Annotated in this window: 21 protein-coding genes; 9 read left to right on the forward strand and 12 right to left on the reverse strand. The window is 53.8% G+C overall.

The features are described 5' to 3' along the window. The first annotated feature begins 4 nt into the window (after positions 1–4). The 4 genes from GGE09_RS01310 to GGE09_RS01325 all read left to right on the forward strand — a co-directional run bounded on the left by GGE09_RS01310 (position 5) and on the right by GGE09_RS01325 (position 2,642). A complete protein-coding gene (locus GGE09_RS01310) occupies positions 5–499 on the forward strand; it encodes an LptA/OstA family protein (RefSeq protein WP_309743078.1) in 495 nt (164 codons plus the stop codon). Further along, a complete protein-coding gene (gene lptB / locus GGE09_RS01315; protein WP_309743080.1) occupies positions 496–1,248 on the forward strand; it encodes an LPS export ABC transporter ATP-binding protein in 753 nt (250 codons plus the stop codon). Before GGE09_RS01310 ends, lptB begins: the two co-directional genes overlap by 4 nt. Before the next feature lie 331 nt (positions 1,249–1,579). Further along, positions 1,580–2,149 (forward strand): ribosome hibernation-promoting factor, HPF/YfiA family, encoded by a 570-nt coding sequence (gene hpf / locus GGE09_RS01320; RefSeq protein WP_309743082.1) that lies wholly within the window; start codon positions 1,580–1,582, stop codon positions 2,147–2,149. A gap of 28 nt (positions 2,150–2,177) precedes the next feature. Next, positions 2,178–2,642 (forward strand): PTS sugar transporter subunit IIA, encoded by a 465-nt coding sequence (locus tag GGE09_RS01325; protein WP_309743084.1) that lies wholly within the window; start codon positions 2,178–2,180, stop codon positions 2,640–2,642. 28 nt (positions 2,643–2,670) lie between these two features. Here GGE09_RS01325 and GGE09_RS01330 read toward each other — a convergent pair whose 3' ends face one another. The 8 genes from GGE09_RS01330 to cysQ all read right to left on the reverse strand — a co-directional run bounded on the left by GGE09_RS01330 (position 2,671) and on the right by cysQ (position 11,990). Next, complete coding sequence (locus GGE09_RS01330; RefSeq protein ID WP_309743086.1) at positions 2,671–4,128, reverse strand: sulfotransferase family 2 domain-containing protein; 1,458 nt, start codon at positions 4,126–4,128, stop codon at positions 2,671–2,673. Further along, entirely contained in the window at positions 4,129–5,823 is a 1,695-nt protein-coding gene (locus GGE09_RS01335) for a beta-1,6-N-acetylglucosaminyltransferase (protein WP_309743089.1), read from the reverse strand. It abuts the gene before it with no gap. A gap of 2 nt (positions 5,824–5,825) precedes the next feature. Next, positions 5,826–6,836, reverse strand: coding sequence for a glycosyltransferase family 2 protein (locus tag GGE09_RS01340; RefSeq protein WP_309743091.1), 1,011 nt, complete (start codon positions 6,834–6,836; stop codon positions 5,826–5,828). 7 nt (positions 6,837–6,843) lie between these two features. Continuing rightward, the gene (locus GGE09_RS01345; protein WP_309743093.1) at positions 6,844–8,079 is read right to left on the reverse strand and encodes a glycosyltransferase family 1 protein; all 1,236 of its coding nucleotides are present in this window, start codon (positions 8,077–8,079) and stop codon (positions 6,844–6,846) included. A gap of 70 nt (positions 8,080–8,149) precedes the next feature. Beyond that, positions 8,150–9,043: a UTP--glucose-1-phosphate uridylyltransferase GalU gene (galU, locus tag GGE09_RS01350; protein ID WP_309743096.1), complete on the reverse strand. Its 894-nt coding sequence runs from the start codon at positions 9,041–9,043 to the stop codon at positions 8,150–8,152. A 65-nt stretch (positions 9,044–9,108) separates the two neighbouring features. After that, the gene (locus GGE09_RS01355; protein ID WP_309743097.1) at positions 9,109–10,407 is read right to left on the reverse strand and encodes a glycosyltransferase; all 1,299 of its coding nucleotides are present in this window, start codon (positions 10,405–10,407) and stop codon (positions 9,109–9,111) included. Continuing rightward, entirely contained in the window at positions 10,404–11,189 is a 786-nt protein-coding gene (locus GGE09_RS01360; RefSeq protein ID WP_309743099.1) for a manno-octulosonate cytidylyltransferase, read from the reverse strand. Before GGE09_RS01360 ends, GGE09_RS01355 begins: the two co-directional genes overlap by 4 nt. Positions 11,190–11,192: 3 nt before the next feature. Then, on the reverse strand, positions 11,193–11,990 hold the full coding sequence (cysQ, locus tag GGE09_RS01365; protein WP_309743101.1) for a 3'(2'),5'-bisphosphate nucleotidase CysQ: 798 nt from the start codon (positions 11,988–11,990) through the stop codon (positions 11,193–11,195). Between the two features lie 123 nt (positions 11,991–12,113). Here cysQ and GGE09_RS01370 point away from each other — a divergent pair, with 123 nt between their 5' ends. After that, a complete protein-coding gene (locus GGE09_RS01370; protein WP_309743103.1) occupies positions 12,114–12,938 on the forward strand; it encodes an ABC transporter permease in 825 nt (274 codons plus the stop codon). On the opposite strand, the gene GGE09_RS01375 is transcribed toward GGE09_RS01370, so the two are convergent. Further along, positions 12,939–13,550, reverse strand: coding sequence for an alpha-ketoglutarate-dependent dioxygenase AlkB (locus tag GGE09_RS01375; RefSeq protein ID WP_309743105.1), 612 nt, complete (start codon positions 13,548–13,550; stop codon positions 12,939–12,941). It abuts the gene before it with no gap. 211 nt (positions 13,551–13,761) lie between these two features. Between GGE09_RS01375 and dnaK the strand changes: the two genes are divergently transcribed. From dnaK to mutS, 3 genes are all read left to right on the forward strand, one after another. Beyond that, positions 13,762–15,690 carry a molecular chaperone DnaK gene (gene dnaK / locus GGE09_RS01380; protein ID WP_309743107.1) on the forward strand — a complete coding sequence of 643 codons (1,929 nt, stop codon included), beginning with the start codon at positions 13,762–13,764 and terminating at the stop codon, positions 15,688–15,690. A gap of 69 nt (positions 15,691–15,759) precedes the next feature. Further along, positions 15,760–16,917: a molecular chaperone DnaJ gene (dnaJ, locus tag GGE09_RS01385; RefSeq protein ID WP_309743109.1), complete on the forward strand. Its 1,158-nt coding sequence runs from the start codon at positions 15,760–15,762 to the stop codon at positions 16,915–16,917. Between the two features lie 243 nt (positions 16,918–17,160). Beyond that, positions 17,161–19,782 (forward strand): DNA mismatch repair protein MutS, encoded by a 2,622-nt coding sequence (mutS, locus tag GGE09_RS01390; protein ID WP_309744803.1) that lies wholly within the window; start codon positions 17,161–17,163, stop codon positions 19,780–19,782. Here the strand turns inward: mutS and GGE09_RS01395 are convergent. From GGE09_RS01395 to hrcA, 3 genes are read right to left on the reverse strand one after another with little or no spacing between them, the layout of a single operon-like run. Next, positions 19,777–20,169: a glyoxalase superfamily protein gene (locus GGE09_RS01395; RefSeq protein ID WP_309743111.1), complete on the reverse strand. Its 393-nt coding sequence runs from the start codon at positions 20,167–20,169 to the stop codon at positions 19,777–19,779. The two genes, mutS and GGE09_RS01395, sit on opposite strands and share 6 nt — an antisense overlap. Positions 20,170–20,173: 4 nt before the next feature. Next, the gene (gene grpE, locus GGE09_RS01400; RefSeq protein ID WP_309743113.1) at positions 20,174–20,770 is read right to left on the reverse strand and encodes a nucleotide exchange factor GrpE; all 597 of its coding nucleotides are present in this window, start codon (positions 20,768–20,770) and stop codon (positions 20,174–20,176) included. 12 nt (positions 20,771–20,782) lie between these two features. Beyond that, positions 20,783–21,853: a heat-inducible transcriptional repressor HrcA gene (gene hrcA, locus GGE09_RS01405; RefSeq protein WP_309743115.1), complete on the reverse strand. Its 1,071-nt coding sequence runs from the start codon at positions 21,851–21,853 to the stop codon at positions 20,783–20,785. Positions 21,854–21,975: 122 nt separating this feature from the next. On the opposite strand from hrcA, the gene rph reads away from it, so the two are divergent. After that, positions 21,976–22,689, forward strand: a complete 714-nt coding sequence (gene rph, locus GGE09_RS01410; RefSeq protein WP_309743117.1) for a ribonuclease PH — start codon at positions 21,976–21,978, stop codon at positions 22,687–22,689.

The following is a 22,689-nucleotide window of genomic DNA, read 5'->3' on the forward strand; positions in this document are numbered from 1 at the left end:
CTTTATGCGACAACTGAATATGTGCCTTTTGGCGGTTACCCTGATCCTGAATACAGCACCCGCTTTGGCGCAGGGAACGGGCATCGCCCTAAGCCCTATAACCATTGACGCCAGCCAACCCGTTGAAATCACTGCCGATAACCTGACGGTTGAGCAAAATTCAAACTCTGCCACCTTTGAAGGCAACGCCCGCGCGGTACAGGGAAACCTGATCTTTTCCGCCCAAAAAATCCTTGTTCTTTACAATGCCGCCCAAAGCGCGATTGAACGGATTGAGGCCACCAAAGACGTGATGTTCACCAACGGCACCGAAATCGCCGAAGCGCAGAACGGCACCTATAATGTGGGCAGCAGCACGGTCAATCTGGCGGGTGATGTGGTGCTGGTGCAAGGCTCCAACGCGATTTCAGGCGATGCGCTGAAACTGGATTTGAAATCCAATCGCGGCACCATGAGCGGCAACGTAAAATCTGTGTTTGTGCCCAAGTCCGATCAATGACCCAATCCCCATTGCAAGATCCGCAGCCCAAGGGCCTGTCTGTTGTTGGCCTGAGCAAAGCCTTTAAAAAGCGCAAAGTCCTGACGGATGTATCCATGCGCCTGAACCGCGGCGAAGTGGTTGCCCTGTTGGGACCGAACGGCGCGGGCAAGACCACCAGTTTTTATTCTATCGCGGGCCTGATCGCAGCGGATGCCGGCACCGTTACCATCGACGGGCGCGACGTGACCAACCTGCCCATGTACCGCCGCGCCCGCATGGGCCTGGGCTACTTACCGCAGGAAGCCAGCATCTTTCGCGGCATGACGGTGGAACAAAACATCGCCTCGGTGGTGGAATTATGGGAACCAGAAAAGGCCACACGCCGCCAGCGCACCGAACAGTTGATGGAAGAGTTTTCCATCACCCACCTGCGCGACAGCCCCGCCGTGGCCCTGTCAGGTGGCGAACGCCGCCGCGTTGAAATAGCCCGCTGTCTGGCAGGTAATCCCAATTACGTGCTGCTGGACGAACCCTTTGCCGGCGTTGATCCAATTGCTGTGGGCGACATCCGAACCTTGGTTGCCCAGTTGAAAAACCGCGACATCGGCGTGCTGATCACCGACCACAATGTGCGTGAAACGCTCGAAATTATCGACCGCGCTTATATTTTGTACAGCGGTTCGGTTCTGATGTCGGGCACCCCCGACGAAGTGGTACAAAGCAAAGAAGTGCGCCGCGTTTATCTGGGTGAAGAGTTTCGAATCTAAACTGCGCCTTCAGCACAGCAAACATCCCATTCGCCCGCACTTGCCCGAATAAGTGGTTAAGACAGCGTTAAGCATTCCCCAGAATTCCACCTGCTTTAATCCGCTTATTGCAAAACTTCTTACAATTTTGTGACGCATAAAAGTTGCAAGACGCCTCGGTTCACACTACCTTTAACCTATGATCGTCCCACCAATTCTGGCGCATATCCCTCAGTACCGCAGCTTTGCCGCAGTCTGACCCGTTGTGCTGTGCGCATTGCACAGGTCGATCAACCGGGTGGCCGTCACCCGGCCAGAGCATTGCTCTGTAATCTCTTGAAAGGAACTTTTCATGCGGTATCAAATCAGCGGAAAACAAATCGATATTGGTGATTCACTACAGGTGCACGTCAAACAAGAACTAAGTGCAATTGTAGATAAATACGCCGAGCGTCCCACCGAGGCGATTATCACGTTTTCCAAAGACAGACATGAATTTGTCTGCGAATCATCTGTCCATCTGTCAACTGGCCTCACTGTGAATGCCAAGGCACATGCGACCGAAATCTACGATTCTTTCGATGCCTGTGGCGAAAAAATGGAAAAACAGCTGCGAAGATACAAGCGAAGGCTGAAAGACCACCACTCCCACCGCGCGACACCGGTTGAAACATTTGGCGCGCCGTCGTATATCCTCGCGCAGGAAGACATCGGAGATGATGCCGCTGAACCGGAAACGCTTCAGCCAATTATCGTTGCCGAAACACAGACCAAGATCAAATCCTTGTCCGTCGGCGAGGCCGTCATGCAGATGGAACTGGCCGGCGAAAACGTTTTGGTATTCCAGAACGAAGGGCAAAAACGGGTGAACGTGGTCTACAAGCGTGCCGATGGTAACATTGGCTGGATAGACCCGGACTAACATCCGACAAAGCAGAGCAGGGCATAAGATGAAAATGGCGGAAATATTGGACGTGAAGGCTGTGCGCTATGCAGCTGGCGCTTCCAGTAAAAAACGACTTCTTCAAGATATCTCGGAACAGGCTGAAACCGTTTACAAGGTGAAAGCGGATGAGGTGTTTTCTGCTCTGCAAGCCCGCGAGAACCTGGGCACAACCGGCGTGGGGCGTGGCGTGGCCATTCCGCACGCCCGCTTTGAAACGCTGGATAAAATCGTCGGGCTGTTTTTCCGTCTGGAAAAGCCGGTGAACTTTGACAGTCTTGACCGTCAGCCCGTGGATCTGATCTTTACGCTTCTGGCGCCATCCAATGACAGCCCTGAACACCTAAAGGCGCTGGCTTTGGTGTCGCGTACGCTGCGCAGTCAGGAAAACTGCACCAAGCTGCGGGCCAATAATGAACAGCAAACGATCTATTCGATCCTGACAGAGCTGACCACGTCCAAAGCCGCCTAGCAGGTTTGATCCCCGCCAATGGCAGGGATCAGCCCCAATCCCCAAACCCGAACATCTGATAGTCCCGCGCATAGACGTCCCGCGCGCGGGTCTCCATTTCTTCGGTGTAGATTTCGGCCAGATCATAACAATAGGCGGTCTGCGCCGATTTGGGCAGAGGCTGCGGGTCCAATCCCATATCCTGCTCAATCCGCGCCAATTCCTCGGCCAGTGTTTCATACCGGATCAACACATCCGCAAAGGCCAGACGATTGTAGCCCTGCAAAATAGAATTCTGCGAGGCCCAAGACTGATCCACCCGCGCCCGCGTCTGCCCCTGCAAGTTGCCTTTCAGAAACTGCAAAAACCCCAAAAATGCGCGGCCGTGGGCCTCGGCGGAATAACCGGAGTTTTCCAGCACCGTGCGGTTCGGCTCTTTGGTGGATCGCTTGTCGGGCAGACTGACGCCGTAGTGGTTTTCCAGCGCGGTACGAATCCACGGGAACATCTTGTCGTCAGAACAGAAAATATGGTCATAAAACGCCTGATACGCCCGTTCCAGCGGGTGACGGATCACGGTGAAAGACCGCCGCACAGGGGTTTCAGCCAGCCAGGCGTTCAGGGTCTTTTGGGTCATTTCACGCTGCACCGCTTTGGCGCTGGTTTGATGGGCGGTCAACCAATCGGCCACCTCTGGCAACTCGCCCCGCTCCATCGGCATGAACAGCAAAGGCACATCAGACCCCGCTACAAAGTTCTTTGACCCAGGGTTGCGCACAGGTTCCAGCACCGGAACCGCATCGGTGTCCAGCAGATCCAGCTGGCGCAATTGGTCAATCATCTCGGCGTAGTTTTCGACCTTGTCTTTCAGCCCTTCCGGGTTCTGACGCACGATCTTGTCGCCCAGCTGCTTTAGCTGCTCATCGGCCCCCAAAAACCGCGCCAAACCATTGTAGATATCCACGTCATTCAGATCATCAAAACCCAGCTGATAAGCCGTCTGTCCGGTCTTTTGCAGGGTTGCTTTAATCTGTGACAGATAGGTCTGAAGCCGCGTCAGATAGGCTTTGAATTCCAGAAAATCGAACCGCACCTTGGCCAGTTTACGCTTGCTGACATCGGTCAATTTCCACTGATCGGTGGCCTTGGCGATGGCATGAGAAACGAAACTGTCCAGCGGATTGCGCGTCAGAACGATCTTGGCACAGTGCGGGTCATTCAACACGTGATCCAGCGCGCGGTGATCGTGATCGGAAAACAGACGGAACCCCGGCAGTGTGTCGGTTTCCTTGGCCACCATCCGGTTGATCAGCTTTTGCGGCTTCACTTCCCGTTCCGTCATACTCACCCCAAAAGCATCCGAGACATTGGGAAAGCCGATAAAATGCGGATTAAAAAGTTCTCCGTGACAGGAAAACCCGTCGTACAACTGGATATTCTGCTCAAACAGGTTCGACCCCGTGCGCATATTCGCCAGCAACACAAAATATTTGAAAGAACCTGCCATCTATTTCACCACATACGGCTTTTCATAGGCCGTGTCTTGTTTTTTACTTTTGGGTCGCGCCTGATATTCATATTCAATCTTCAAGCCGTGATTGCGCAGCTTTCGGGCCAGATTATCCAGCCCTTCTACATTTTCCCGCTCTGGCATAAGTTTCAATGAATGATTTTCGCCCCGTGGAATATGAGCGATTGCCTGCTCTAGCGCTTTGGCAGGTTCGCGCACCGCAAATTCCAGCGCGATGGTCTGCAAGTGCGCCACAGCCTTTGGCTTGGCAAACTCTTGCAAGAACTTCTGCTCAATCCGATGAAACCGTTTTGCATTCACCACCTGATTTTCAAAACTGGCGGGGCGATTCAACAGGTTCAGCAACCACGCATGGCGGATCAAAACGATATGCGCCATCGGATCATGGGCCAGCGTATTCAAGATTTTAGGGCTGTCTCTGAAATCATATAAGAGACACTGATGCTGATCCCGGTGGGGCCACAAAAGATTGGCCAGATAGCCCTTGGGGTTGCGATTGCGGATCACCGGTTCGGCTGGCAGATTCCCTGCAAATTCATCGGCTTGCTGGCGGTTGGCTACATGACTACGGGCAAAAACACTGTCATAGGCCAGCGCATCTGTTGATTCATGAACCCACTGGGGGAAGTGTTGGTAAAGCCCCTTAAACCCCACAAAAACCGTGTAAGGTGTCTGCGAAACGCCCGTCCGTTCGGCGCGATCATAGGGGAAACGTCCCTGAAAAAACCGTCCCGTGCCCCCCTCACAGCGCTGCTTGTCAGCCGCCTCAAACTTGGCATCAAACTCCTTCGGTTTGGCCTGCGACATGGATTGATTGGCGCGCTTCGGGTCCAGCAGCGTGTCATACAGCCGATCCGCACCGACCCACATTTTGCGTGCCCAAAAACAATCGGATTGGGTTAATTCTTTCAGGTGGTCATCGTAAAACACAAAGGGTTTTCCAAGGTAGTCAAACTTGGAAAACGTCAGGGACCGCGACGCGATCGACTTGGAATGCAGCCGTGCAAGGGTCTGGAAATAGCTTTCATCCGGTATCCACGACCAGTTGAAATAGGCGTCATAATAGGGCCGTTTCGGGTCATTAATGATCGCACGGAGGGTCTTGGCCGTCAGGCACCACCACTGCGACCCGATATGAGGCACAAGCGGGTCAGGAATTTTTCGTTTAATCCGCAATCGCCGCTGTAACGCCACCAGCCGGTCAAAGGACCGGCGCTGCCTGCGCCATGAAAACGGGAAATAAAGCGTAAACCGTTCCTCGTTCAAACCGTCCTTTACCCAGAAATTATTTTCAACCGACACGGATTCAATATAATCGGTCTTGCTGTTCCGCTCTAGAAAGCGGCGCAATTGTTTCACGGGGCGGATCGGCAGGCAGGATCCGCTGATCAGCAAGACGTTGGTCACATCCTCAAATGTTTTCAGCAGCCTTTCTGAGGTATCCAATGTGGCTTGCACCAACGAAAACTCCCCCCACTCGCAAGCGGTCCGCTTTGAAAACACAATATTTTCAACACCTTCCAGATCATTTTGAAAGGCTTCAAATTCAGACGGCTCGACCTTTTTGTCGATATGGATCGCCACGGCACAGTCCTGCTGGGACAAATGACGCACCATTTGGGCGACGCGGTACAGGTCGGTATGGGCAAGAATAACGAATCCGATGCGCATGATCAGACCCAATTCCCACGAGACATCAGCCCCAAATTTTCCAACTGTTGCCAGTTTTCATAGGCGCTGGAATGTTCGGTCCACAGCTTCAAATCACCGTCCATTTGCTTCAAATAGGTCCGGTATTCCCGACTGGCCGCATAATGCTGTTTGCGCTTCATTTCTTCTTCGGCTTTTTCCGAAAACGTGTTCATAAACTTGGTATGCAGCAGCACGCCGCAGGGTTTCTGCCCGCCCCATTCATCATAAACCAGATTCAAACCGCGCGGCAAAAGCGTATGGGTTGAGCTGACAAAAACATAACCTTTGGACCATTTCACCAAAGGCGTTTTGTTCAATGCAGGGGCAAAAGCGGGCTTATCACGGAAAAAACTGCGCATCCGTGGCCCGCCTTGTATCCACAAATTCCCGTATTTTTTGTTCCGTTCGGTGAAGTAATTGGACGCATCGAAATATGGTGCTGTTTTCACCGGATCACGCCCCTCGCGGATGCGGGCATGCTGAATTTTGCCCTGCGGGTACATGTCTAACAGCATGGTTCCAAAAGATTTAATCGAACTGGCATCCAGCCAATCCGTCAAAGCCCGCAATGACCGCGTATCGCAAAACGGATAGACCAGCAGTTCGTCCACATCCACCACCAGAACCCAGTGGCCATTGGCATATTTGCTTTTCAGCCCGTTCAGCCAGTCCACCCCGAATTTGGACCGTTTGTAAGAGGCCGTGGTTGTCCAAATCGACACATCAGGCTGATCCGCCAGATACTCCCGCCCGCCGTCTGTGCTGTCATTATCTACGAAGAAAAAGTGGTTAACGCCTAGATCGCGATAGTATTTCAGGAAGTATGCCAGCCGCGGTTTTTCGTTGCGCAGGGTGGAAAAAATCAGAATGTCGCGCGGACTAATTTGCCCGGTTCGATCAAACACACAAGTCAATTCGCGGCGTTTCCGCAAAGCGCGAATACGTCTGCGCCGACGCTCTACGCGCAATCTGTAGCGGCTCCACAAGCCCATTGAATTACTACTCGTTTACATTCTGCCTATCTTCAGTATGCCCGAAAACGTGGCAAAAGTGTGAATGCCATCTTGGGATTTCTACTGGAAAATCAGTTATTTCGCGTGTAAACGGCGATTCCATCGTCCTATTTGCAACACTCTGGACAGATTGTGCCCAGCGCGCAGGATCGTCATTCGGCAGATAGGTTGCCGCACCGCCAAGAATTTCGTGAAACACTGGCAGGTCGGAACAGATCACCGGAACGCCCAATTGCGCCGCTTCCAGCGCGGGCAAACCAAAACCTTCGGCAAAACTCGGGAACAAAAGGGCGGCGCTGTTGGCGATCAGGCTGGCCAGCGCTTCATCGCCAAGATCTGCGTGTTCAAAAATGTGTTTTCCCATCAAAGGCGATGTGTCCAGAAAGTCAAAAACCTGTTGATTGTTCCAACCGCGCTTGCCCACAACATGCAGTTTTGGCATCTGCTCGGCTGGCAGACCAACGGCCAGTTTTTCCCATGCCTGAAACAGGGTTTCGTGGTTTTTTCTAGGCTCGATTGTGCCCAGAACCACAAAGGATTTTAGATCAATTTCAGGGGGCGATTTCGGGGCCATGGGTTCCACGCCCAGATGGGCCACGATGGTTTGCGCAGTCGATTCCCATTCTGAAAAATACACCCGCACACGTGCCTGCGTGTCTGCGGAATTGCAGATCACCCGATCCGCATTTTTTGCCACCGCCATCATACGGCGGCGGAACTGATCGGGGATGCCTGCTTTGGTAAATTGCGGGTAATCCAGCGGGATCATATCGTGAATCATAACGCTGATTTTTGTACAACCCGCAGCGCGAAGGGCGCTAAGCACCGGCTCTGTCAGATTACTGTGACCCACATTCACATATTCGGTTTGCGACAGATCCATTTGCGCCAAAAGCAGCAGCATATCCTTGTTGGAATGCACCGCCGCAGACCGAAAATACTGACGGGCCATACGTTGCGCGCGGGGCAGTTTCAGGCGAAAGAAATCCGCCCGCCCCAAGCGCCCCAATACCTGCCCCTGCTCAAGCTGGTTGATCGCCGCCACAACACTACGAACCGGAAGCAGAATGAAATCCTGCCCCAGTTTCGCCAGCGCAAGACTGCTTGAATCAAGCCGCGCGACCTCTGTAATGTATTCGATTTCCACACGGTCTATGCCCGTAGGGTGCCCACGCCCAATCCGAGAGATAAACCGTGTAATATCAATAAGAAACCGCCCCACGTTCAAGGCCCAGATACAGCAAAGCCGAGGCGGTTCAGGCCCCGGCTTTGACGCATTTCAATGCAGGTTCTTATTGTGCAGCGCGGCGGCATTCGACCGTCTCTATCAGGTATTCAAGGAACTCTGTTCCCAAATCACCACGGGCTAGACCAAAGGCGACAGTTGCTTGCAGGAAGCCAGCTTTGGAACCGCAATCATAACGAGTGCCTTCAAAGCGGAAGCCAAAGACGTTGTCGGAATTGCTAATCTCTTTAGCAATCGCGTCAGTGAGCTGGATTTCACCCCCCGCGCCCCGTTCCTGCGTTTCCAGATTCCGCATAATTTCCGGCGTCAGAATATAGCGCCCAATCACAGCCAGGTTAGACGGCGCATCTTCGGGTTCCGGCTTTTCAACCATACCTTTGACCGACACTAGCGCACCCATATCCTCTTTAATATCCAGCAACCCGTAGGCCGAGGCTTTGCTTGGTGCCACTTCCATAGCCGCAACGATATTGCCGCCGGTCTGTTGGTAGGCATCGACCATTTGCGCCAAAACGGGGCGTTCTGAAGCGATCACATCATCGGTCAGGATCACGGCAAAAGGTTCGTCACCGATCAAACGACGGGCACACCACACCGCATGGCCCAGGCCCAATGCCTCGCGTTGGCGGATATAGGCGATTTCACCGCTGTCCATGGTGGATTTCATCAGCGTATCAAGCAGTTTGACTTTGTTCTTGGCCCGCAATGCCTGTTCCAGCTGCGGCGCACTGTCAAAGTAATCCTCAAGCGCGCCTTTACCGCGCGAGGTCACAAAAATAAACTCTTCAATACCCGCCTCTCGGGCCTCGTCGATGGCGTATTGGATCAGCGGCTTATCGACCAAACACAAGATTTCTTTTGGAATACTTTTTGTGGCTGGCAGGAACCGTGTCCCGAGACCAGCAACCGGAAAAATCGCTTTTGTTATCTTTTTAGTCACAGTCTGTCCCTTTTGACTTATCTGCTGTACGTTTAGCATCACTAGCTACTTTGAGTAAATCTTGGTTAATTTTTGCTTGGCCATTTTGGTTTTAATATGGCCAAATTTCGAAACAATTTAAGCATTAAAATTTCCGTTAACCTAAAATTCCCATAGAATCTGCCCATCTCTCTATGGGTCCGGCGGGCGAAAGTCCAGTTTTGAACAGGCGAATCCCTGCGGCTTGATTTGCCAAACACCCCGCCAGTTTGCACCCAAAACCCCCGCCCGTCAAAAAAGCGCTTGTGAAAAAGCGCGCTGTGGGAAAACCGAAACAGAACCACGGGCCGGTCATCGCGGGACAATTCGATTGCCTTGCGAAGCATTTTGCGGCCAAGCAGCAGGCTTCCTACGATTGCTGTACCCGTTGGTAATGGGTTATGTTTCAAAGGGTTAAAGCCCCGTTTGATCGGGGTGGCTGGTTCAGCCACCCCCTTCAGTGGCGCGGTATCAAACCCGTCGTGAAGGGTCTTCATCAGTGCGGAAACCTGATTTGGCTCAATGCGCCCTTCGACCATCAGGCGGATCAGGCGGTGTTTTTGATCGGCAAAAAAACGCCGCTTTACAGGCTTGAAAGATTGCCCAGCGCAGTGTTTTTCCAAAAACCGCCGCTTGCTGGCGCCGATTTCAAAAAGGGACTTGGGCACGCGAGATGCCGACCGCAAGGCGCTTTGTTCAAACCCGTGATGGACCTGTGCCGCGGGCACAAAAGCCGCCGCATACCCCGCTTGGGCGAGCCTGAGGCACACATCGGTTTCATCCAGAAAGAACCGGAACCCCGCATCAAACCCGCCGATTTCAGTCAGGCACGACCGGCGAAAGGCGCAATTTGTGCCCTGAAGTTTGGCGAATTTTGACCCGTCGTAAGCGATCTTCGTAAAAGGTGCTTTTTCATCAACAGCCAGCGGAAAATCTTCGCCCGAACTGTCACACAACAGCGCTTTCCATTGAAAGCTAAAGCCATTTCGCCCGCGCACAAAACCACCCGCACTTGCCACTGTTGGGTCTGCGAAAGGCGGGACCAAATCGGTCAGCCAATTCGGATCAGGCACCGCATCATCATCACAAAAAGCAACGATTTCGCCCTGCGCATGGGCCAAACCGATGTTGCGGGCGGCTGAAATATTCGGCTCGTCAAAAGACAGGTGCAGCATGTTCTGCGCATAGGGAATATCCGCCAGAAACGCCCCGTCCGGCGCGTCTGACACGATTATGACTTCAAAGTTTTGATAGGATTGAAACCGCAGCGATGCCGCGACCCGCAAAAGCGCTGTTTGCCGCTGTCGGCTGACGATGATCAGACTGACAGAGGGCAGATCGGTCATTCCAGACCCAAATGCACCAGAATTTTTTCAACGCGGGGGACGTCCTCGGGGTTGTTCAATTCCCAGAACTCTTGGCCAGGGTTTTCAACCTCTACGCACTGCACGGTCAAACCGTTTTCCATAAAGCGCAATTGTTCCAAACCTTCCAGTTTTTCCAGCGGGCCTTCGGGCAGGGCCGCATAGTCGCGCAAGGATGCGGGGCGATAGGCGTAGACCCCCACATGGTGATAGACAGGCACATCAAGTGTTGGGGCGAAGGGGATGACTTCTTTGGAAAAATAAAGCGCCCGTTTGTTTTTGTCGAAGACGACCGTGGTCCCGCCAACGCGGTCATTCTTGCGGTCTTCTTTGAAGCTGGCCAAAGCATCGGTGGAACAGCGCAGGATCGGGGTGGCCACATGGGCGGTGGGCGCGGATTGCAGGCCCTCGACCAGTTTTTCCACGAACCACGGCGGGGTCAGCGGGGCGTCGCCTTGCAGGTTGGCAACGATGTCAAAGCCATCCCCCAATTGCGCAATCACCTCGGCACAGCGTTCAGTGCCGTTTCGTGCGGCGGATGAGGTCATTACCACTTCGGCACCAAAGGCTTGCGCGGCGTCTTTGATGCGGTCGTCGTCGGTGGCAACCACCACGCGGTCCACGCCCTGTACCTTCATCGCGGCATCCCAACTGCGCCGGATCAGGCTTTTGGCCACGCCCGTCGCCCCGCGCAATTCTACCAGCGGTTTCCCGGGATAGCGGGTCGAGGCATATCGGGCGGGAATGACGATCAGCGTGGACATGGATCAGGCCTTTTGCAGCGTTATTCCAGGAGCATAGGCGATAAAATACGGGTTTTCAAAGATTGGTTTGCCGTAGGTCAGCGGTTCATGAGTGTCAAAACGCACAACATGCCCACCGGCCCCCATCAGAACAGCCTGACCGGCAGCAGTGTCCCATTCCATGGTGCGGCCAACGCGGGGATACAGATCGGCTTCGCCTGTGGCCACCAGACAGAACTTCAGCGAGGACCCCGCACTGCGGCTGTCAGCAACGTTGTATTTCGCGATGTAATCTTTGGTTTCTTCTGTCAGGTGTGATTTCGAGGCCACAACAATCAACGCGGATTCATCGGGTTTTGACACGGACATCGGTTTCATTTCGCCCACAACATCTGCTTTGTGATCACCCATTTCTTCAAACGAGACACCCTCCGCATCGGTCAGAAACAACCGCTTTTTGGCAGGGGCATAGACAACGCCCATGGTCGGGATGCCTTTTTCCACATAGGCGATGTTCACAGTGAAATCGCCGCGACGCTTGATGAATTCTTTGGTGCCATCCAGCGGATCAACGATAAAAAACGTGTCTGACGATTCCGAATGGGTGTCAGATTGTTCTTCGGTCACAATCGCCGCATCCGGGAATGCAGCGCGCAGACCCGCAAAAATATGGGCATCAGCGGTTTCATCTGCCAGCGTTACAGGGCTTTCGTCAGACTTGGATTTCACCTGAAAATCGTCGGTGCCATAAATCTCCATGATTTTTTCACCTGCTTCGATTGCAAGTTTACGAATGACTGAAGAAATTTCCGATTTGTTCATGATAATGCCCCTATGATGCCGCCAATACAGCGATTTCTTGCGAATTTAATTCCGAAGCCTTATGGTCCGATCAACGAAAAACAGCAAGCAGTGTTTAAAACTCGCAACTCTTAGGCAGTCTGAATGAGCGTCGTTCAAAATTCTTCGTTTTCACGGGTCGCCATGGGTGGCTTTGAGTTTTTTACTCTGGTGTATCACACCACAGTGCGTGAAGTGCGTAAATCCAACGGCAATGCTGTTCAGGCCCTGCTGATGGAGGTTTTGCAGGCCGCGATGGTCGTGATCTTCTTTTATGTGATGATCACTTTTCTGGGCCTGCGCGGCGTCGCTGTGCGCGGCAGTTTTATCTTATACGTGCTGACGGGTGTGTTTTTATACATGACCCACAACAAAGCGATCAGCGCGGTTAGTGGCGGCGGGCCGGTAAACCCGATGCTGCAACATGCGCCTGTGACCACCTTTATGATGATCGTATCTGGGGCTCTGGCCTCGCTCTACGTTCAGATTCTGGCGGTTCTGGTGATCACTTTTGTGGCCAATGTGCTGATCGAACCCTTCACGGTTTACAATCTCAGACGGGTTGCCCTGTGCTTTTTCGTAGCTTGGTTTTCGGGCGTTGCCATTGGTATTATCTTCCTGTCGCTGCGCCCTTTTGCGCCCTCTACCATTAAAATTATCGAACAAATTTACAAACGGGCCAATATGATTTTCAGTGGCAAGATGTTTCTGGCCAACAAACTGCCCAGCAGCACGCTGGTGTTTTTCACGTGGAACCCGCTGTTTCACACCATCGACCAATCCCGTGGGGCGGCATTTGTGAATTACACTGCCCATCACACAACATTGGATTACGCGATTTACCTGTCTTTGGTGCTGATCTGTGTGGGCATGATGCTGGAACACTTTAGCCGGAATACCGTGTCCGAAAGCTGGAGTAGGCGGCAGTAGTTAATCCACAACCCGCAAAGTCAGGTTGATCCGACCGTTGTTGCGCAGCAAAGCCGAACTGCCAAACCGGATGCGGTCAATCCCGTGATACGCCAGCCGCGCAGAACCGCCCATCACACAAACATCCCCCGAGGACAGCCAGATGCTTTCGGTTTTATCCTTGCGCTCCGTGCCGCCAATGCGAAACAGACCTTCATCCCCCAGCGAAACAGACACCACCGGAAAGCTGAAATCCTGCTCGTCATTATCCTGATGCAGCCCCATCCGCGCTTTTTCGGTGTAATGGTTAATCAGACAGCAATCCGGCGCGCGGGCACAATCGGTAACAGCCGACCAGATACGCATCACGGATTGGGGGATCGCAGGCCAGGGCGTGCCATTGGGATGTTTGCGTTCATACCGATAGCCCGAGCGATCGGAATACCAGCCATACCGCCCCGCCGAAGACATGCCCACCGACATGGGTTTTCCCCAAGCTGTAATGGGCGAAAATAGCGGGGCTTGCTTGATGACCCCACGAATATCATCCAGAATCACACCCTGTTCAGCAGGCGATAAAAGGGATTTATAAATCAAAAATCCCCGCAGATTGAGCGGTTTCACAGGGTCCATACCCGCTTTCTATTATGCACAGCAGCCACAGCCAAGAAAACAAACGGGACTTGACCAATTTTCCGCACCGACACGCTTGCAGACAGGCTTTCACACACCTATATACCGTCAATGCTAAGCCGCCCCTGCTGTTAGGGGCCGACAAAATGGGATGGAACCAAGGCGCCGAATGCGGGCCAGGTTCCATAATCGCCGCAAGAAAGGAAGTCTGATGGCTAAAGTAATTGGTATTGATTTGGGGACCACAAACTCCTGCGTTGCAATCATGGATGGTTCGCAACCGAAAGTCGTGGAAAACGCCGAAGGCGCACGCACCACTCCTTCGATCGTCGGTTTCACCGATGACGAACGTCTGGTCGGTCAGGCCGCCAAACGGCAGGCCGTAACAAACCCGGAAAACACTCTGTTCGCGATCAAACGTCTGATCGGTCGTTCCGTAAACGATCCTGCGATCAAAAAAGATGCAAAACACCTGCCCTACAGCATTGTAGACGGCGGTAATGGCGACGCATGGGTCGAAGTGAAGGGTGAAAAATACTCTCCTTCCCAAGTGTCCGCCTTTATCCTTGGTAAAATGAAAGAAACCGCCGAGAGCTATCTTGGTGAATCCGTAACCGAAGCGGTTATCACGGTTCCGGCCTACTTTAACGATGCCCAACGTCAGGCCACCAAAGACGCTGGTAAAATCGCCGGTCTGGATGTTCTGCGGATCATCAACGAACCTACAGCGGCTGCGCTGGCTTACGGTCTGGACAAAGAGGGTGGCAAAACCATCGCTGTTTATGACCTTGGCGGCGGTACATTCGACGTTTCTGTTCTGGAAATCGACGAAGGCCTGTTCGAAGTGAAATCCACAAACGGCGACACAGCCCTTGGTGGTGAAGACTTTGACATGCGCATCGTTGAATACCTTGCGGCTGAGTTCAAAAAAGAAAACGGCGTTGATCTGACCAAAGACAAAATGGCGCTGCAACGGCTGAAAGAAGCTGCTGAAAAAGCCAAGATCGAACTGTCGTCTTCTTCGCAAACCGAAATCAACCAACCGTTTATTTCGATGGACAGCAAATCCGGCCAGCCTTTGCACATGGTTATGAAACTGACCCGTGCGAAACTGGAATCACTGGTTGCCGATCTGATCAAACGTACAATGAAACCCTGTCAGGACGCGTTGAAAGATGCTGGCCTGTCCAAAGACGACATTGACGAAATCGTTCTGGTTGGCGGTATGTCCCGTATGCCAAAAGTAATCGAAGAAGTGACTAAATTCTTCGGTAAAGAGCCTCATAAAGGTGTGAACCCTGACGAAGTTGTGGCGCTTGGCGCGGCAATTCAGGCGGGTGTTCTGCAAGGCGACGTGAAAGACGTTGTTCTGCTGGACGTGACGCCTCTGTCGTTGGGGATCGAAACTTTGGGCGGCGTGTTCACCCGTTTGATCGACCGCAACACAACGATCCCGACGAAAAAGTCGCAAATCTTCTCAACTGCTGAGGATAACCAGAACGCTGTAACCATCCGCGTGTTCCAAGGGGAACGCGAAATGGCCGCAGACAATAAAATTCTGGGCCAGTTCAATCTGGAAAACATCCCGCCAGCGCCACGGGGTCTGCCACAGATCGAAGTGACCTTTGATATTGATGCCAACGGTATCGTGTCCGTGTCTGCCAAAGACAAAGGCACCAACAAAGAGCATAAGATCACCATTCAGGCATCCGGTGGTCTGTCTGATGACGACATCGAAAAAATGGTTCGTGACGCGGAAGAAAACGCCGAAGCGGATAAAGAGCGTAAAGAACTGGTCGAAGCGAAGAACCAAGCTGAAAGCTTGATTCACAGCACTGAAAAATCGGTAGAAGAGCACGGCGATAAAGTGGATCCATCCACCATCGAAGTGATCGAACTGTCGATCAAAGCGCTGAAAGAAACGCTGGAAACCGAGAATGCCTCCTCTATTCAGGCGCGTGCGCAGGATCTGACCGAAGCAGCCATGAAACTCGGCGAAGCTATCTACAAGGCGCAAGCCGAAGAGAACGGCCCGTCCGGTGATTCAGATGGCGGTTACGGCAACGAAGACGAACCAAAGCCGGTAGATGATGACATTGTCGACGCAGATTTCGAAGATCTGGGTAAAAAAGACCGTTAATTCATAAACCGAAAGCCAAACGTGCGGCTGAGGGCAATCGCCCTCGGCCCTCGTTAACGCGGAGGCGACATGGCAAAGCGTGATTACTACGACCTGCTGGGTGTTTCCAAAGGCGCGTCCGAACAAGAATTGAAAAAGGCCTATCGTAAAAAAGCGATGGAGCTGCACCCGGACCGCAATAAAGACGACCCCGACGCAGAAGCACAATTCAAAGAAGTTAACGAAGCCTATGACGTTCTGAAAGACGGCGATAAAAAAGCCGCCTACGATCGCTACGGCCACGCCGCTTTTGAAGGTGGCATGGGGGCCAGCGCAGGACGCGGTGGTGGTTTCCATCCGGGCGGCGGCGCTGATTTCGGCTCGGCCTTTTCCGATGTGTTCGACGATCTTTTCGGCGATTTCATGGGCGGCGGTGGACGACGCGGCGGTGGACAGCGGGCAACCCGCGGGTCTGACCTGCGCTACAACCTGAACATCTCTCTCGAAGAAGCCTTCACCGGCAAGCAGCAAAACGTTTCTGTAACCAGTTCGGTTGCCTGTGACACCTGCGAAGGGTCCGGCGCCGAAGGCGGTGCAGAACCATCCACCTGCCCAACCTGTTCGGGCATGGGCAAAGTCCGCGCGCAACAAGGGTTCTTTACCGTTGAACGCACCTGCCCGACCTGTTCGGGACGGGGCCAGATCATAACCAACCCGTGCAATTCCTGTTCCGGCTCTGGCCGTCAACAACGGGAACGTTCGCTTGGGGTGAATATTCCGGCTGGCGTTGAAACCGGCACCCGCATTCGCCTAGCTGGCGAGGGTGAAGCCGGGATGCGCGGTGGACCAACCGGCGATCTCTACATCTTTATCGAAGTGTCGGATCACCCGATCTTTGAGCGGGAAGGATCAAACCTGTTCTGTCGCGTCCCCGTCAGCATGACGACCGCGACCTTGGGCGGTGAAATCGAAGTGCCAACCATCGACGGCGGCAAATCGCGGGTCAAAGTACCTGCGGGGTCGCAATCGTCCAAACAGATGCGGCTGAAAGGCAAAGGCATGCCTGCGCTGCGCTCTAACCTGTCGGGCGATCTGTTTTTGGAACTGGCTGTGGAAACTCCGGTGAATCTGACATCAAAACAGAAAGAATTGCTGCGGGAATTTGAAAAACTGTCCGAAGACAACAGCCCAGAGAGCACTAATTTCTTTGGCAAAGTCAAAACGTTTTGGGATGGAATGAAGGGCTAACACCCTAATATAAAACGATAAAATAATATTTAAGCGGTCCAAATCATCCATTTGGGCCGCTTTTTTTATGCTCTCTCGTCGCGCTGAGCCTTTCTGGTCGACCTACGGGGCACTGATCGACACCACAGCGCACCCCCAAGGCTGCCCATTTCCCCTTTTCCTTATTCGCCCCCTTCGGTATCTTCGCCAAAATCGAAGTGGGAGAGCAGGACCGTGGCAACGGAAGCTGGCGCAGTTACGCCGATGATGGCGCAATTTCTGGAAATTAAATCTGAATATCCAGATGCCCTGCTGTTCTATCGCATGGGCGATTTCTATGAGATGTTTTTTGACGATGCGGTGATGGCATCCGAAGCGCTGGACATTGCCCTGACCAAACGGGGCAAACATCAGGGGCAGGACATCCCCATGTGCGGCGTTCCGGTGCATGCTTCTGAAAACTATCTGTTAACCCTGATCCGCAAAGGGTTTCGGGTTGGCGTTTGTGAACAACTTGAAAATCCCGCCGAAGCGAAAAAGCGCGGCAATAAATCTGTGGTGAAACGGGGTGTGGTCCGGCTGGTCACGCCGGGCACGTTGACCGAAGACAGTTTGTTGAACGCCCGCCAGCATAATTATCTATGCGCCTTTGCCAGCATCCGCGATGCTTCGGCTGTGGCATGGGTGGATGTTTCAACCGGTGACTTTCACGTGCAATCCTGCCCGAGTGTTGGTCTATCGCCCTTACTCGCCCGTCTTGCCCCGCGCGAGGTTTTGGTGGGCGACAGTCCTGACAGTTGGTTGCGTGAAACAATTGAAGAAACCGGCGCGGCGGTGACGGAATTATCGCGGGCCAGTTTTGACAGCACTGCTGCGGTGGATCGGCTGCAAGCCCTGTTTGCCGTGAAATCACTGGATGCTTTTGGCACATTCGCCCGCGCCGAACTGGCTGCAATGGGTGCAATTGTGGATTACTTGCACATCACGCAAAAGGGTAAACTGCCCCTGCTAAAGCCGCCCGTTGCTGAATCCTCTGACACTTCCATGCGGATTGATGCGGCCACGCGGCGCAATCTGGAACTGACCCGCACTATCAGCGGTGATCGTGCTGGGGCGTTACTGTCGGTGATTGATCGCACGATCACAGGCTCTGGCGCGCGGCTGCTGGAAACGCGGCTGAACAACCCTTCACGGCATTTGGCAACAGTCCGCAAGCGGCTGGATGCTGTTTCATATTTCGTTGAAAACCAACAGGTTAAGAACGATCTACGCAGCACATTACGCAAAACCCCTGACATGGATCGCGCCTTAACACGGTTATCCTTGGACCGCGCAGGCCCCCGCGATGTGGCTGCCATTCGCGATGGTTTGACCGCAGCGCAGACGATTTTTGCGCTGATTGAGGGGCAGGATAGCCCCGAGTTGATCAGCGAAGCACGGCATTCCTTGGCGGGCCATGAGGATATCATCACATATCTGAATGATCGCTTGGTCGCAGAGCCCCCCCTGCAAGCGCGGGACGGTGGGTTCACGGCGCAAGGCTATCGCACTGATCTGGATGAGGCCCGCACCCTGCGCGATGAGGGGCGCAAAGTGGTGCTGGGATTGCAAAAAAACTATGCCGATCAGGCAGAGGTTTCAGCATTAAAGATCAAACATAACAACGTCTTGGGGTATTTCATAGAAACCCCTGCAACCCATGCTGCCAAGATGCTCGCCGCGCCCCTGTCGGACACGTTTATCCACCGTCAAACCACGGCAAATGCGGTGCGGTTTACCACGCTGGAACTTTCGGAACTGGAAACCAAAATCCTGAACGCTGGTGGGCGGGCGCTGGAAATCGAACAGGAAGTCTACGCCGAGTTGTCATCGACAATTGTTTCACGTGGCGCAGAAATCGGACAGGCAGCCAAAGCAATTGCCGAATTGGACTTGCAATCCGCCCTGGCGGAGCTGTCCATAACCGAGGATTGGACCCGTCCAGCGGTATCGGACGATCGCAGCTTTAAAATTCTGGGTGGACGCCATCCTGTGGTCGATGCCGCCCTGCGTAAACAGGCCAGCGGCAGTTTTGTGGCCAATGATTGTGACCTGACCGACGGGCAAGATACCAAACGTCTGTGGCTTCTGACAGGCCCGAACATGGCGGGTAAATCCACGTTTCTACGACAAAACGCGCTGATCGCTATTCTGGCGCAAATGGGGTCTTTTGTTCCGGCAACATCAGCGCAAATCGGGCTTGTTTCACAGTTGTTTTCCCGTGTGGGCGCGTCAGATGATCTGGCGCGGGGGCGTTCTACGTTTATGGTCGAAATGGTTGAAACCGCAGCAATTCTGAACCAGGCGGATCAAAATGCACTGGTTATTCTGGATGAAATCGGGCGCGGCACGGCCACCTATGACGGCCTGTCCATTGCTTGGGCCACGCTGGAACATCTGCACGAAGGCAACCAGTGTCGTGCACTGTTTGCCACGCATTATCATGAACTTACCCAGCTGTCTTCAAAGCTGGATCACCTGTTGAATGCCACCATTGCCGTGCGCGAATGGGAAGGCGACATCATCTTTCTGCATGAGGTCAAACAAGGCGCCGCAGATCGCAGCTACGGGGTGCAGGTGGCCCAACTGGCTGGGCTACCTGCCAGTGTGGTTGAACGGGCCCGTGTGGTGCTTGAGGCGCTTGAAAAGGGCGACCGCGAGGACGGGAATAAAGCCAAAACCCTGTTCGAGGATCTACCGTTGTTTGCAATCACCCCGCAAGCACCGCCGCCCCCCGTGAAACAGTCAAAGGTCGAGGATTTACTGGCAGAGGTTTTGCCAGATGACCTGTCCCCGAAACAGGCGCTTGCCCTGATTTACCAGCTTAAAGAAACGCTTGGGTCATAGACCCGGGCCATCCGCCCCCGGCTTCAGGTCTTGTGCAAAACACAGGCGGTTGCCGTGAGGGTCAGCAGTTTCCAGCTCTTTGCAGTGGTAAAAGCTGTCTTCGGGGCCGCGCAGAACCTTAACCCCGCGCCCGAGGATTTGATCGGTAAAAGCGTCAATATCTTCGACATAGACATAGGCCGCCCAGTCATCGCCCGACCCAACCCGATCAGAAGCTGCCAGCCCGAGGGTCACGCCCCCAAGCTGAACAATTGCAAAATTCGGTGTGCCGTCGTCGTTTTTCCACTGACCTGCCAGTTCAAACCCCAGCTTGGCTGTGTAAAACGCCACGGCTGCCGCCAAATCACTGGCAGGCAGAATTGGCATCGCGCGCACACCTTGTTTCATGGGATCAGTTCCCGCCGCCAGAAGACACGCCCACCTGTGCAGGGCGCAGCAGACGATCTGCGATCATAAAGCCTTCGTTCATGACTTGCAGGATGTGACCTGCCTGAACGTCGGGGAACGGGGCTTCGAACATGGCTTGGTGCAGGTTCGGATCGAACTTATCGCCCACGGCAGGGGAAATAGGCACGATTTTGTGGCTGGCAAAGGCCGACAACAATTCGCGCTGGGTCAATTCGATCCCGTCGATCAGACCTTTGTTAGCCTCACGCTGTTCTTCGGTGATGGTTTCCAACGCCCGTTTCATATTGTCATTCACCGACAACAAATCCCGCGCCAGTTTTTGCCCGCCATATTGTTCCGCGTCGCGGCGATCCCGTTCGGCACGTTTGCGCATGTTTTCGGTATCCGCAAGCGAGCGCATCAAACGGTCTTTCAACTGCGCAATTTCGGCCTGCAGCAGTTCAATCGGATCAACCTCTTCTGGTTCTTCGGTCAGGTCGATCTCTTCGATTTCTTCCTCGTCGATTTTGTCCAGCGGAAACTCGTCCTCATCCAGGAAGCGATCCAACGATACATTTAAATCTTCGTGTTTTTTAGCCATGCTCTTCGCCATTCAGTTTCTGTTCGACATCATGCGGCTGACAAGTTGTGCCGTGTAGTCAACGATTGGGACAATCTTACCATAATTTAGCCGCGTTGGCCCGATCACACCGACCGCACCAATGACCTTTCGATCAGCGTTCATATAGGGTGAAACCACAAGACTCGACCCCGAAAGTGAAAAAAGTTTGTTCTCTGAGCCAATAAAAATGCGGACACCTTCGCCTTGTTCGGTCAGGTCCAGAAATTGGGCGATATCTTGCTTGCGTTCCAGATCATCGAACAGGCTTTTGATCCGATCAAGGTCGCCCTCGTTTGATGTATCGCCCAGCAGATTCGAACGCCCGCGCACGATCAGGCGATCCGGCCCGCCGTTGCTTTCATCAGCCCAAACCGCAACCCCCGCCTGAATCAGCTTTTGCGCCAATGTGTCCAACTCTTGACGGCGGTGGGTTATTTCCTTCTCTACCACGGATTTCAAATCGCTAACCGTGTGCCCTGCCAAAACCGCATTCAGGAAATTTGCCGCCTCGCGCATGGCCGACGGGGTTTGACCCAGAGGCGGGGTAAAGATGCGGTTTTCCACCTGACCGTCGGCCATCACCAGAACCACCAACGCCTTATCCGGTGACAGGGACACGAATTCGATATGTTTGATCGGCGCTTCGGTTTTGGGGGCCAAAACGACACTTGCGCTGTGGGTTAGACCCGAAAGCAAAGACCCTGCCCGATCGAGCGCAGTGGTCAAATCCTCGGACTCGCGGTGCATCGAAGCATCAATGGTACGCCGCTCATCCGTGGACAGATCGCCCACCTCCAGCAGCCCATCCACAAACAGGCGCAGCCCCACATGGGTGGGAATACGACCCGCAGACACATGCGGGCTGTTCAACAGACCCAGAAATTCCAGATCCTGCATCACGTTGCGGATCGTTGCAGCAGACACAGGTTCGGCCATACTGCGGGTTAAGGTGCGCGACCCCACAGGCTCGCCCGTTTCCAGATAGGATTCAACAAGCAAGCGGAACACTTCGCGGCTGCGCGCGTTCAGGATATCAAGGGGATGCGAAACAGGGTTTGTCACGGTACAGGTCCAGTTTATCGGAGCAGACTATAGGTAGGAACTCTGTCCCGCTTGGTCAATCGGGGTTTGCGCCCTATGTCTGAAACAGATATTACCGCGCCAAACGCAAAAGGACTATAGACATGCGCCCATCCGGCAGAACCACAGACACAATGCGCGATATCGTCATTGAAACCAACGTCACAAAACACGCCGAGGGCTCTTGCCTGATCAAATGCGGCGACACCCATGTGCTGTGCACAGCGTCCCTTGAAGGGCGCGTGCCGCCTTGGATCAAAGGTTCTGGCTTGGGCTGGGTCACTGCGGAATACGGCATGCTGCCCCGCGCCACAACAACCCGCAACCGTCGCGAAGCCACCGCTGGCAAGCAATCAGGCCGCACACAGGAAATTCAACGATTGATCGGGCGTTCCTTGCGCGCAGGCGTCGACCGTGTTGCCTTGGGTGAACGCCAAATCACCATCGACTGTGACGTTATCCAAGCCGATGGTGGCACCCGTTGCGCATCCATCACTGGCGGCTGGATCGCACTGCGTCTGGCTGTAAACAAGCTGCTGAAAGCAGGCGACATCAAAGAAGACCCGCTGACAGACCACGTTGCCGCGATTTCCTGTGGCATCTACGCTGGCCAGCCCGTGCTTGATCTGGACTACGCCGAAGACAGCGAAGCCGGAACAGACGCCAATTTTGTCATGACCGGCGCAGGTGGTTTGATCGAAATCCAAAGCTCTGCCGAAGGCGCAACCTTCAGCCGCGATGAATTCAATTCCCTGCTGGATCTGGCGGAAAAAGGCGTTGGTGAATTGGTTGCCGCGCAAAAAGCCGCGATTGCCTGA

Source organism: Roseobacter sp. N2S (genome assembly GCF_031454055.1).
In the GTDB taxonomy this organism is placed as follows: Bacteria; Pseudomonadota; Alphaproteobacteria; order Rhodobacterales; family Rhodobacteraceae; genus Amylibacter.